This window comes from Rhizobium sp. HT1-10 (assembly GCF_049472505.1).
Taxonomy (GTDB): domain Bacteria; phylum Pseudomonadota; class Alphaproteobacteria; order Rhizobiales; family Rhizobiaceae; genus Rhizobium.
Window position 1 is genome coordinate 41746 of record NZ_JBCEBQ010000006.1, and the last position, 12530, is coordinate 54275.

General features: G+C 63.5%; 13 protein-coding genes. 6 read left to right on the top strand and 7 right to left on the bottom strand.

Annotated features, from left to right (window positions below; all coding sequences use genetic code 11):
* Positions 1–2: 2 nt before the first annotated feature.
* The 6 genes from VH564_RS16155 (at position 3) to VH564_RS16180 (ending at position 5264) form a co-directional block, all read left to right on the top strand.
* Entirely contained in the window at positions 3–344 is a 342-nt protein-coding gene (locus VH564_RS16155; protein WP_423340882.1) for a sarcosine oxidase subunit delta, read from the top strand.
* On the top strand, positions 341–3334 hold the full coding sequence (locus VH564_RS16160) for a sarcosine oxidase subunit alpha (protein ID WP_423340883.1): 2994 nt from the start codon (positions 341–343) through the stop codon (positions 3332–3334). Before VH564_RS16155 ends, VH564_RS16160 begins: the two co-directional genes overlap by 4 nt.
* A complete protein-coding gene (locus VH564_RS16165; protein WP_423340884.1) occupies positions 3327–3875 on the top strand; it encodes a sarcosine oxidase subunit gamma in 549 nt (182 codons plus the stop codon). The genes VH564_RS16160 and VH564_RS16165 overlap by 8 nt, the downstream gene beginning before the upstream one ends.
* A gap of 155 nt (positions 3876–4030) precedes the next feature.
* Positions 4031–4360 (top strand): ArsR/SmtB family transcription factor, encoded by a 330-nt coding sequence (locus tag VH564_RS16170; RefSeq protein WP_423340885.1) that lies wholly within the window; start codon positions 4031–4033, stop codon positions 4358–4360.
* On the top strand, positions 4357–4836 hold the full coding sequence (locus tag VH564_RS16175; protein WP_423340886.1) for an SRPBCC family protein: 480 nt from the start codon (positions 4357–4359) through the stop codon (positions 4834–4836). Before VH564_RS16170 ends, VH564_RS16175 begins: the two co-directional genes overlap by 4 nt.
* Positions 4837–4853: 17 nt before the next feature.
* Positions 4854–5264: a GFA family protein gene (locus VH564_RS16180; RefSeq protein WP_423340887.1), complete on the top strand. Its 411-nt coding sequence runs from the start codon at positions 4854–4856 to the stop codon at positions 5262–5264.
* A gap of 12 nt (positions 5265–5276) precedes the next feature.
* Here VH564_RS16180 and VH564_RS16185 read toward each other — a convergent pair whose 3' ends face one another.
* The 7 genes from VH564_RS16185 to glgC all read right to left on the bottom strand — a co-directional run bounded on the left by VH564_RS16185 (position 5277) and on the right by glgC (position 12516).
* Complete coding sequence (locus tag VH564_RS16185) at positions 5277–5402, bottom strand: hypothetical protein (RefSeq protein ID WP_423340888.1); 126 nt, start codon at positions 5400–5402, stop codon at positions 5277–5279.
* Positions 5399–5635, bottom strand: coding sequence for a hypothetical protein (locus VH564_RS16190; protein ID WP_423340889.1), 237 nt, complete (start codon positions 5633–5635; stop codon positions 5399–5401). The genes VH564_RS16185 and VH564_RS16190 overlap by 4 nt, the downstream gene beginning before the upstream one ends.
* The gene (locus VH564_RS16195; protein ID WP_423340890.1) at positions 5628–6119 is read right to left on the bottom strand and encodes a MaoC family dehydratase; all 492 of its coding nucleotides are present in this window, start codon (positions 6117–6119) and stop codon (positions 5628–5630) included. Before VH564_RS16195 ends, VH564_RS16190 begins: the two co-directional genes overlap by 8 nt.
* Positions 6120–6194: 75 nt before the next feature.
* Positions 6195–8162 carry a glycogen debranching protein GlgX gene (gene glgX, locus VH564_RS16200; RefSeq protein ID WP_423340891.1) on the bottom strand — a complete coding sequence of 656 codons (1968 nt, stop codon included), beginning with the start codon at positions 8160–8162 and terminating at the stop codon, positions 6195–6197.
* Positions 8163–8170: 8 nt separating this feature from the next.
* Positions 8171–9802 (bottom strand): alpha-D-glucose phosphate-specific phosphoglucomutase, encoded by a 1632-nt coding sequence (locus tag VH564_RS16205; RefSeq protein WP_423340892.1) that lies wholly within the window; start codon positions 9800–9802, stop codon positions 8171–8173.
* A 4-nt stretch (positions 9803–9806) separates the two neighbouring features.
* Positions 9807–11249: a glycogen synthase GlgA gene (glgA, locus tag VH564_RS16210; protein ID WP_423340893.1), complete on the bottom strand. Its 1443-nt coding sequence runs from the start codon at positions 11247–11249 to the stop codon at positions 9807–9809.
* Positions 11250–11253: 4 nt separating this feature from the next.
* Complete coding sequence (glgC, locus tag VH564_RS16215; protein WP_423340894.1) at positions 11254–12516, bottom strand: glucose-1-phosphate adenylyltransferase; 1263 nt, start codon at positions 12514–12516, stop codon at positions 11254–11256.
* Positions 12517–12530: the final 14 nt, after the last annotated feature.

Below are 12530 nucleotides of genomic sequence, written 5' to 3' on the forward strand. Positions count from 1 at the left end.
CCATGCTGCTGATCTATTGCCCCTATTGCCGCGAAGAGCGTTCGGAACTCGAGTTCCGCAACTGCGGCGACGCGCATATCGTTCGTCCTTCCGACATTTCAGCCATTTCCGACGAGGCGTTCGAGGAGTTCTTCTTCCTGCGCGACAATCCGAAGGGACTGATCTTCGAGCGCTGGCGCCACATGCACGGCTGCGGGCGCTTCTTCAATGCGGCCCGCGATACTGTCAGCGACAAGTTCGTGCAGACCTACAAGGCCGGCGAACCGAAGCCCGATATCGACGCCACCGTGGTGACCAACGCACCCGTCGAAACCTATGAAGCGACGGAAGGAGACGCCCGATGAGCGGCGCCAATCGCATCCCGGGCGCCGGTCGCCTGACCCCTGCCAAGACCGCCCGCTTCACCTTCGACGGCAAGACCTACACCGCGCTCGAGGGCGACACCGCCGCCTCGGCGCTGCTCGCCAACGGTGTGCACCTGGTCGGCCGCTCGTTCAAGTATCACCGGCCGCGCGGCATCCTGTCGTCGGGCGCCGAAGAGCCGAATGCGCTGCTCGACATCTCGCGCGACAGCGCCCGACGCCAGCCCAATGTCCGGGCCAGTGTCCAGGAAGTGTTCGACGGCATGAAGGTGCAGTCGCAGAACCGCTGGCCGTCGCTCGGCTTCGACATCGGTGGCATCAACAACCTGCTGTCGCCGTTCCTTGCGGCCGGCTTCTACTACAAGACCTTCATGTGGCCACGCGCCGCCTGGGCCCGCGTCTATGAACCGATGATCCGCCGCGCTGCGGGTCTCGGCACGTCGCCGACCGAAGCCGACCCCGACCACTATGCCAGCCGCTTTGCCCATTGCGACGTGCTCGTCGTCGGCGGCGGCATCGCCGGCCTGTCGGCAGCGCTGGCTGCAGCCGAAGCCGGCGCCAAGGTGATGCTCTGCGACGAGCAGGCAACCGCCGGCGGCGCGCTGCATTTCGATGCCTCCGTCCGGATCGACGGCGTCGACGGCTATGACTGGGCCCAGTCCGTCGCTGCCCGGCTGAAGGCCATGCCCAATGTCGAGGTGCTGACCCGCACCACCGCCTTCGGTTATTACAACCACAATTTCGTGGCGCTGGCCGAGCGCGTCACCGACCATATGGCGCATCCGGGCAAGAAACTGCCGCGCGAGCGGCTGATCCAGGTCCGCGCCAAGCGGGTGATCCTTGCCACCGGTGCCATCGAGCGGCACATGGTGTTCCCGAACAACGACCGTCCCGGCATCATGCTGGCGTCTGCCGCCCGGGAGTATCTCAACCACTACGGCGTCGCTGTCGGCGCCCGGGTCGGCGTCTACACGGCCCATGATTCGGCCTATGAGGCCGCCTTCGACCTGAAGAAGGCGGGCGTCTCGGTTGCCGCCATCGTCGATTGCCGCACGCGGCCCGGCGAGGCGGTGCTGGCGGAAGCCCGCCGTCTCGGCATCGAGGTGCTGGCCGGCCATGCGGTCATCGACACATCAGGCAAGCTGCGCGTGTCGTCGATGACGGTTGCGCGCAACGGCGGCGGTGCCAATCGCAAGATCGCGATCGATGCGCTGCTGATGTCGGCCGGCTGGACGCCGTCCGTCCACATGTTCTCGCAATCGCGAGGCAAGCTGAAGTTCGATGCCGAAGGGCAGCGCTTCCTGCCCGGCACCTATGCCCAGGACTGCCTGTCGATCGGCGCCTGCAACGGCACCGACGGGTTGCAGCAGACCATCGAGGAGGCGCTTGCTGCCGGCGAGCTGATGGCACGTGCCACCGGCGCCACTGGCGAAGGCAAGATCCTGCTGTCAGGCGAACAGGCCTTCGAATGGACCGGCGGCATGGTTGGCGCTGCCGAAGGCGCGGGTCCCGATACCAGCGCCAAGGCCTTTGTCGACTTCCAGCACGATGTCTGCGCCAAGGATATCCGGCTTGCGGTGCGCGAGGGCATGCACTCGATCGAGCATATCAAGCGTTTTACGACCAACGGCATGGCATCCGACCAGGGCAAGCTGTCGAACATGCATGGCCTCGCCATTGCCGCCGAAGTGCTCGACCGCGATATCCCGCAGGTGGGTCTCACCACCTTTCGCGCGCCGTATACGCCGGTCACCTACGGCACGCTGGTCGGCCATTCGCGCGGCGATCACTTCGATCCGGCCCGCAAGACGCCGATGCACGGCTGGGAGGAGGCGCATGGCGCCATCTTCGAGGATGTCGGCAACTGGAAGCGTGCCTGGTTCTATCCGCGCGCCGGCGAGACCATGCACCAGGCGGTCAACCGCGAATGCCGGACGGTGCGCGAAGTGGCCGGCATCTTCGACGCCTCGACGCTGGGGAAGATCGAGGTGGTCGGTCCCGATGCGGCCGAGTTCCTCAACCTGATCTATACCAACGCCTGGGACACGCTGAAGCCCGGCCGCTGCCGCTACGGCATCATGCTGCGCGAAGACGGCTTCGTCTATGACGACGGCGTCGTCGGCCGTCTGGCCGAGGACCGCTTCCACGTGACGACGACGACCGGCGGCGCGCCGCGCGTCATGCACCACATGGAAGACTATCTGCAGACGGAGTTTCCGCACCTCAAGGTCTGGCTGACATCGACGACGGAACAATGGGCCGTCATCGCCGTGCAGGGTCCGAAAGCGCGCGAGATCATCGAGCCCTTCGTCGAGGGCATCGATCTGTCGAACGAGGCCTTCCCGCATATGAGCGTGGCCGAAGGCAAGTTCTGCGGCGTGCCGACACGGCTGTTCCGCGTGTCGTTCACCGGCGATGTCGGCTACGAAATCAACGTGCCGGCTGATTATGCGAAGTCTGTGCTGGAACAGGTCTGGGCCCGGGCGGAGACGCTGGGCGCCTGCGCCTACGGCACGGAGACGATGCACATCCTGCGCGCCGAAAAGGGCTACATCATCGTCGGCCAGGACACCGACGGCACCGTCACGCCTGACGATGCCGGGCTCGGCTGGGCCGTCTCCAAGAAGAAGGCCGATTTCGTCGGCATTCGTGGCCTGAAGCGGCCGGATCTCGTCAAGCAGGGCCGCAAGCAGCTGGTCGGGCTGATCACCAAGGATCCGACTATCGTGCTGGAGGAGGGGGCGCAGATCGTCGCCGATCCCAATGAGCCGAAGCCGATGACCATGCTCGGTCACGTCACCTCGGCCTACTGGTCGGAAAATTGCGGACGTTCGATCGCCTTCGCGCTGGTGGCCGGTGGCCGCGAGCGGATGGGCAAGACGCTCTACGTGCCCATGCCGGACAAGACGATAACAGTCGAAGTCACCGATATGGTGTTCTTTGACAAGGAAGGAGGCCGCATCCATGGCTGATCAGTCCACTCGCACATCGCCGCTCACTGGTCGCCACGGCGGCTCCGCCGGCGTCCGCCTGACACCGGCAGCACCCGCCAGCCGGATCTCGCTGCGTGCGCCCGAGGCCTCGATGGCGGCGCTCTCCACGGCTCTCGGACTGACGCTGCCGACCGCGCCGAAGACGTCCGCCCAGTCCGGCAGCCGCGTCGCGCTGTGGCTCGGCCCGGACGAATGGCTCGTCATCGATCAAGACGCGGTCGATCTGGTCGCGGTGGCGGCAGGCTCCGGCGTGCTGCATTCGGCCGCCGATGTCTCGCACCGCAATATCGGCATCATCGTCTCCGGTCCCGACGTCGAAGCCTGCCTGTCGGCCGGCTGCCCGCAGGATTTGTCGCTGTCCGCCTTCCCGGTCGGCGCCTGCTCGCGGACACTGTTCGGCAAGGTCGAGATCGTGCTTTCGCGCGTCGAGGCCGACACGTTTCGGGTCGAATGCTGGCGGTCGTTTTCGGAGTATGTCTTCGGGTTGCTGGCCGAAGCTTCGGAAGATGCAGCACACTGAGACCGGAACTGCGTCGCTGAAATCATCATCCCCGCCTTGTGCGGGGATTTTTTGTTCCGATCGCCGCTGTCCGTGCGACATACGCCCTCGCTGTTGAAGCTGCATTCGAATTAAATAGTATTGACTAATTGATTAGTGTCGGCTATTTGTTTTGCATGATCGAAGCTGAAACCGTAACTGCCGTCATGCGCGCGCTTGCCGATCCCACCCGCCGGGCGGTGTTCGAGCATATTGTCAATGCCCACGAGGTCACCGTCGTTGAACTGACGCGGGCGAGCACCGTCACGCAGGGTGCGATTTCGCAGCATCTGAAGTCCCTGAAGCAGGCGGGGCTCGTCAGTGAGCGCCCCGAAGGCCGCAACGTCTATTACCGGGCTCAGCCGGAGGCCTTAAAGCCGCTGGTAGACTGGATGAGCCATTACGGCGTCTTCTGGACAGAACGTTTTGCAGATCTCAGGACCCTGTTGAAGGAAATCGATCCATGAAGCAGAGCATCGACACAGACGCCGACGCCATTGTCGTCGACGAGGTTTTTCCCCATTCTCCAGCGGTGATCTGGACAGCGCTGACGTCAGGCGCGCTGATCGCCCGATGGCTGATGGCGCCACAGGGTTTTTCGGCCGTCGTCGGCACGCATTTTACCTTTCAAACCAGACCCGCCGGGGCATGGGACGGCACGATCCGCTGCGAAGTGCTGGAGGCCATGGCTGAGGAGAGACTTTCCTATGCCTGGAAGAGCGGCGACGAGGGCAATGTCGGCTATGGGGCAATGCTCGAGACGGTGGTCGTCTTCACCCTTGCGAAGACCGAGTCCGGTACGCGCCTGCGGCTCGTCCATTCAGGCTTCCGGCTTCCGAAGAACGAAGTTGCCTACGGCAGCATGAGCGAGGGCTGGAAGAAGGTGATCGGAAGGCTCAACACCGTCGTCACGGAGGAGGTTGCTCCGGACACGACCCATTGAAACAACGGGAGGGGAACATGGACAGGTCTTACACCGGCGGCTGCGCCTGCGGGGCAATTCGCTACCAAATCTCAGGCGAGCCGGTGATGCTCGATTGCCAATGCCGGCAATGTCAGCGCGATAGCGGCACCGGGCATCAATCGCACCTGACATTCTTCTCGGCTGATGTGACCGTCACCGGTGAGGCCTCGCGATGGCAGATGGTCGGCGACGGTGGAACAGTCAAAAGGCGCTCCTTCTGTCCCATATGCGGCTCTCCGGTCTACATGACATTCCCAGACAATCCGGATGTCTTCGCCATTACGCCGGCAAGCCTCGACGATCCCAGCCGCTATCAGCCGCAGTTCGTGTGCTGGACAGCGGCTGGGCATGGTTGGGACCACCTCGATCCGGCATTGCCGACCTATGACAAGATGCCGCCGAGGTGAGGGCTTGCAAAGCTACTCGCCCGGCTTGGGGTGGTTGTCATGTTTGCGGTCCTGGTGCTCGTTCCAGAGAACGTAGAGATAGGCGGCGAGGCCAATCGAGGCCGGCATGACGAAGGATACGAAAAACCACAAGCTCATGTGCGTAGGCTCCTGAGGCTGCGTCTTGCTAAGTCGTGTAGGAGAAAAGCGAGGAAAAGCCAACCCAGGAGAGACAGTGCCAGGCGTAACGGCGTCAAGGTGCCGGAACTGGTGATGTTGTAGACCATGCCGGCAATAGGCGTCGCTATGCCTACGGTAAAACACGCCGTCGAGGCGCGATCGAAGGCATTGGCGATCAGCTTTGCCCGCTCGTTCCGGATCACGTCACTCATGGTCCTCAGGCCGGTCCTTCGGGTCGAACTGGGTGATGGTGATCCAGGTGGCTGTCAGGGCGGGCTTGCGTTCGTCCTCGATTTCGACGGTCACCTCGTAGGTCAGCATGATCATGCCGGCGCCGCGGAAGCGGGCTTCGGTGAGGATGAAATGGCCGCGGATGCGGTTGCCGGGCTTGACCGGCGACATGAAGCGGACTTTTTCGAAGCCGTAGTTGATGCCCATCGTCTGCTCGCGGATTTTCGGCAGGCAGTCGTAGTTCATCGCCGACAGGAGCGACAGCGTCAGGAAGCCGTGAGCAATGGTGCCGCCGAACGGGGTCTCGGCGCGGGCGCGTTCCGGATCGACATGGATGAACTGGTGATCCTGGGTGGCATCGGCAAAAGCATCGATCATCGTCTGGTCGACGGCTATCCAGGCCGACAGCCCGACTTCGGTGCCGACGATATCCTTGACGTCCGATAGGGAGATCTCGCGTGGCATGGTCTTTCCTTCGATCGGGATCCGAGATCAAGATCTACATTGCCCGTGGACCAAAAGCGACATGAATTCGCAGGTTTACAGGCTCTGGACGAAAAAACGGACGGTCCGTGCGGACACTGAAATATGCCCCGCCACCGGTGTTTCGCCGCCTGCCGACAGTTCCCTCCAGGAGGCGGCATCGACTGACGGCAGCGCAAAGTCGCGCGTCTCCTGCGTCCGGTTGATCAGTACGGCAAGCCGCGCCGCGCCGCCATCGAGACGATCCACGGTGCTCAGCACCATCGTCAGCGTCGACATCTCCGGTGTCTGCCATTGCTCGACCGTCATCGGGACCGCGTCCTGCGACAGCCAACTGACGTCCGTCTCGGTCAGGAAGTCCATTTCGGTAAAGATCGCGAAACGTTTTCGCAGCCGGGAGAGAAATGCGGTGTGGTCAACCAGTTCCCAGTCGAGGGACGCCCAGTCGACCCAGGTGATGGCGTTGTCCTGGCAATAGGCATTGTTGTTGCCGCGCTGCGAGCGGCCTGCCTCATCGCCGGCGGTGAGCATGATCGTGCCGCGCGTGGCGAACAGCGTCGAGAGCAGCGCCATGACGTCCGTGCGGCGGCGGGCAAGGATATCGCTATCGTCGGTCTGGCCCTCGGTACCGTTGTTCCAGGAGAGATTGTCGCTGTGGCCGTCGCGATTGTCTTCGCCGTTGGCCTCGTTGTGCTTGTGGTTGTTGGAGACGAGGTCCATCAGCGTGAAGCCGTCATGGGCGGCGAGGAAGTTGACGCTGCGGGTCTGGCCGCGTCCATCGCGCTCGAACAGCGGCGCCGAGCCGGAGAGCAGGGTTGCAAGGTCGCCTGTCATGCCATGGTCGCCGCGCCAGTAGCGGCGGGTCTGGTCGCGCGCGCGGTCGTTCCATTCGAGGAAGGGGGCGGGAAAGTTGCCGAGCTGGTAGCCGCCCGGGCCGATGTCCCAGGGTTCGGCGATCATGATCCGGTCGGCGAGCACGTCGTCTGCGAGCAGCGCACTGAGCGTGCCGCCATCGGCCTGGAAACCCTGTGCGGTGCGTCCGATGATCGGCGCCAGGTCGAAGCGGAAACCGTCGACACCCGCCTGCAGCACGAAGTGACGGAGGCTGTCGATGATCAGCTGGCGGATATAGGGGTGGTCGCAGGCGACGGTGTTGCCAGTGCCGGTGTCGTTGACGAGTTCGCCGGGCCTGTTTTCGACATGGCGGTAGAAGGACAGGTTGTCGAGGCCGCGCAGCGACAGCGTGCTGCCATAGCGGTCGCTTTCGCCGGTATGGTTGAAAACGAGGTCGAGGATGACGGCGATGCCCTCGGCATGCAGCGTCGCCACCGTGTCGCGCAGTTCTGTCATGCCGCCCGGCACCAGGCGGGGGTCAAGCGCCATGAACGAGACCGGATTGTAGCCCCAGCCATTGGTGAGCCCGAGCGGCGGCAGGTGCCGCTCGTCGATCCAGGCGGTGATCGGCATCAGTTCGACGGCATCGACGCCGATATGCTTCAGGTGGGCGATGACGGCGGGGTGGGCGAGGGCGGCAACCGTGCCGCGTTGCGCCTGTGGCACCTCGGGGTGAAGGATGGTGAACGGCTTGACCGCGACTTCGTAGATCAGGCCGCCGGGGGCAAAGCGCGGCGGCGCGCGAGATGCGGTGATATCGGCGGTGACGATTGCCTTCGGCATCAGCGACTGCGTCTCCTCGCCGAAAATGCCGAGCCTGGCATCGTAGACGAAGGGACGGTCGAAGATTTGGGCATAGGGATCGGCGAGAAGCTTAGACGGATCGAACCACAGGCCGTCGTCCGGGGCGTAGCTGCCGTGGGCGCGGTAGCCGTAGCGCGCGCCCTCGGTGAGGCCTGGCACGAACAGGCGGTGAACGTCGCCGTCTGCCGTCATCGGCAGGCGTGACGTCTCGATGCCTGCGGCGTCATAGAGGCAAAGCTCCAACAGTGACGCGTGGCGGGACCAGACCGCAAACTCGGCGCCTTCCTTGGTGAGGACGACGCCGCCCTGCTGCAGTTTTCCCGCCATCCGCCGGATCAGGTGATGACGGTTGGTGCGGGACGACCGGTGCGGCCGCTGATGTCGGCGACGGACTGTGCGGCCGCGATAAGGTCGGCCAGCGCCGCCTGGGTCTCGATGTTGTGACGGGTCGAATCCGGCTCGTAGCGTTCGATGTAGAGCCGCAGGGTGGCGCCCGAGGTTCCCGTGCCCGAGAGCCGGAAGACGATGCGCGAGCCGCCCTCGAAGAGGATGCGGATGCCCTGGTGGTTGCTGACCGACTTGTCGACCGGATCATTGTAAGAGAAGTCGTCCGCCGAGGTGACGGTGAGGTCGCCGATCTTGGTGCCGGGAAGCGTCGGCAGCTTTTCGCGCAGGGCATCGACGAGCCCGTTGGCGGCATCGGTGTCGACGCCTTCATAATCGTGGCGCGAATAATAGTTGCGGCCGTAGGTCGCCCAATGCTGGCTCATGATGTCGGCGACGCTTTCGCCGCGCACCGCCAGGATGTTGAGCCAGAGGAGAACCGCCCAGAGGCCGTCCTTCTCGCGGACGTGGTTGGAGCCGGTGCCTGAGCTTTCCTCGCCGCAGATCGTCGCCATGCCGGCGTCGAGCAGGTTGCCGAAGAATTTCCAGCCGGTCGGCGTCTCATACATGCCGATGCCGCGCTTTTCGGCGACGCGATCCGCAGCACCCGAGGTTGGCATCGAGCGGGCGATGCCGACGATGCCGTGCGAATAGCCGGGCGCAAGGTTGGCGTTGGCAGCGAGGATCGCAAGACTGTCGGAGGGAGTGACATAGGCGCCCTTGCCGATGATCAGGTTGCGGTCGCCGTCGCCGTCGGAGGCGGCGCCGAAATCGGGGGCATCGTCGCTCATCATCTCTTCGTAGAGTTCATGGCAGTTGGCGAGGTTCGGGTCCGGGTGATGACCGCCGAAGTCGGGAAGCGGCTTGAAGTTGCGCACGGAACCCAATGGCGCGCCGAGGCGGTTCTCGAGGATTTCCTTGGCATAGGGGCCGGTGACGGCGCTCATGGCGTCGAAGCAGATGCGGAAACCGAGGCTGATGAGGTTGCGGATGGCGCCGAAGTCGAACAGCTCTTCCATCAATGCCGCGTAGTCTTCGACGGAATCGATGACCGAGACGATCATGCCGCCCGGCATTTCTTCCTTGCCGATGCGGTCGAGGTTGACGTCGGGGAAATCGGCGATCTTGTAGCTGTCGATGACCTTGGTGCGCTCGAAGATCGCGTCGGTGATCTTCTCAGGTGCCGGACCGCCATTGCCGGTGTTGTACTTGATGCCGAAGTCTTCGGTGGGGCCGCCGGGATTATGGCTGGCCGAGAGGATGATGCCGCCGAACGCCTTGTACTTGCGGATGACATGCGAGGCGGCAGGTGTCGACAGGATGCCGGCCTTGCCGACCATAACCTTGCCGAAACCGTTGGCTGCGGCCATCTTGATGGCCTTCTGGATGACGTCGCGATTGTAATAGCGGCCGTCGCCGCCGATGACCAGGATCTTGCCCTGAAAGCCTTCCAGCGAATCGAAAATCGACTGGATGAAGTTCTCGGCATAGTTCGGCTGCTGGAATTCCGGGACTTTCTTGCGCAGGCCGGAGGTGCCGGGTTTCTGGTCAAGATAGGGGGTGGTCGGAACCGCTTTGATCATCGGGTTAGTTGCCTTTCGAGACGAGGCTGGAATAAAGGGCGGCGTAGCGTTCTGCGCTCTTTCCCCAGGATACGTCGGATTTCATGCCCTGCTTTTGCATCTGCGTCCAGAGTTTTCGATCCTCGAACAGCCGGATGGCGCGCCGAACGGCCTGCAGAAGACCCTCTTCCGTAACAGGCGCAAACTGCACGCCGGTCGCGACTTTTGCCTGCAATGCGGCGTGGTTGGCGTCGATGACGGTGTCGTTGAGGCCGCCGGTGCGGGCGACAATCGGCACGCAGCCGTAGCGCAATCCATAGAGCTGCGTCAGGCCGCAGGGTTCGAAACGGGAAGGGATGATGATGCCGTCGCAGCCGGCCTGCATGAGGTGCGACATGGGCTCGTTGTAGCCGACGGCCATGCCGACGCGGCCGGGATTGGCTGCGGTCGCGGCGAGAAGTGCGCCCTCGAGCGGCGCATCGCCGGCACCCAGAATGGCAAGCTTGGCCCCCATGCCGACGATCTGGTCGATCGTCGAGGCGACGAGGTCCATGCCCTTCTGCCAGGTCAGGCGGCTGATGATGCAGAAGATCGGCGCATCGTCGGTGTCGAGACCGAAATGGTCGATGATGGCGTGGCGGTTCTCGTCGCGCTTGGCAAGCTTCGTCAGGCTGAAGGTGCGGGCGATCATGGTGTCCGTGTCCGGGTTCCAGACGTCCGAATCGATGCCGTTGACGATGCCGTGCAAATGGGCCTGGCGGCTGGCGATGACACCCTCGAGGCCCATGCCGAATTCAGGGGTCAGGATTTCCTCGGCATAGGAAGGGCTGACGGTGGTGATCGCATGCGCCGCCTGCAGGCCGCCCTTGAGGAAGCAGACGTCGCCGTAATATTCGACGCCTTCCATGGAGAAGGCGTGACGCGGCAGCTTCAGCGTCGGGAAAATATCCGCACCGAACTGGCCCTGGAAGGCGATGTTGTGGATGGTGACGATGCTCGGCACTTCCGGTGCTTCGCCGTAGCGCATGTAGACGGGCACCATCGCCGCCTGCCAATCGTGGACATGGACGAGATCCGGCTTCCAGTCGGGCAGGACGCCGGCGGCGATTTCAGCGCCGGCGAGCGACAGCGCCGCAAAGCGATGCCAATTGTCGGGATGATCCGTGCCGGCTGCATCGACATAGGGGCCGCCGGCACGATCGAAATAGGCAGGCGCGTCGAGCACCAGGACCGACAGGCCGTGGTGTTCTGCCTCCAGCAGCGTCGCGGGCGCCCCCAGCAGATCCGCGAAGACGTGGCGGACGACGGGCGCCTGAAGGCTGCTCATCACCTTGCGGTAGCCGGGAAGCAGCGTCTTGGTGTCGACGCCGTAACCGGCCAGTGCGCCGGGCAAGGCGCCGGCCACGTCGGCCAGGCCTCCTGTCTTGATCAAGGGGAAGACTTCGGACGCGACCGAAAGGACTTTCATATGCTTAAATATCCAATCTATCGATCATCGATTGGGTGATCAGGCAGATGCCGCCCTCACTCCGTCGGAACCGCTTTGCATCGAGCTCGAAGTCCTCGCCCACCACCAGTCCCTCGGGAATGGTGACGCCATGGTCGATGACGACGTTCGTCAGCTGCGCGCGGCGACCGATCTTGACGCTCGGCAGCACGACTGCGCCTTCGAGCCGCGAGTAGGAGTTGGCCCTGACACCGGTGAACAGCAGGCTGTTCGACAGGGTCGCGCCCGAGATAATGCAGTCGCCTGCCACCAGCGACGAGACGGCCGAGCCGCGACGATCTTCGTCGTCATGCACGAATTTCGCCGGCGGGTTGATCTCGGCATAGGTCCAGATCGGCCAGCTCTTGTCGTAGATATCCAGTTCCGGAACGATCGCGGTCAGGTCGACATTGGCCTGCCAGTATGCGTCGATGGTACCGACGTCGCGCCAGTAGGGCTCGTTCTCGAAGTCGGAACGAACGCAGGACTGGGCGAAGCGATGGGCGACGGCTTTACCGTTCTTGACGATGTAAGGAATGATGTCCTTGCCGAAGTCGCGGCTGGAATTCGGATCGGCGGCGTCGCGGCGGAGTTCCTCGATCAGGAATTTGGTATGGAAGACATAGATGCCCATCGAGGCGAATGAGCTTTCCGGCTTGCCGGGGATCGCCGGTGGGTCCGAGGGCTTCTCGACGAAATCGATGATGCGGTCATGTTCGTCGACATGGACGACGCCGAAGCCGACGGCTTCCATGCGCGGCACTTCGAGGCAGCCGATGGTGACGTCGGCGCCTGAATCGACATGCTGCTGCAGCATGTATTCATAGTCCATCTTGTAGACGTGGTCGCCGGCGAGAATGACCATGTACTCGACGCCATAGTCCTGGATGATGTCGATGTTCTGGAAGACGGCGTCTGCCGTGCCTTCATACCACTGCGTCTCGGAGACGCGCTGGCTGGCCGGCAGGATGTCGAAGCTTTCGTTGCGTTCGGGGCGGAAGAAGTTCCAGCCGCGCTGCATGTGGCGGATCAGCGAATGCGCCTTGTACTGGGTCGCGACGCCGATGCGGCGGATGCCCGAGTTCAACGCATTGGAAAGCGCGAAATCGATGATGCGGGCCTTGCCGCCGAAATACACGGCAGGCTTGGCGCGGCGGTCCGTGAGTTCCTTCAGGCGGCTTCCCCGGCCACCTGCGAGGACATAGGCCATGGCGTCACGGGCCAGGGGCTGAATACGTTTTTCGACCATTTTTTCCTCCCAAT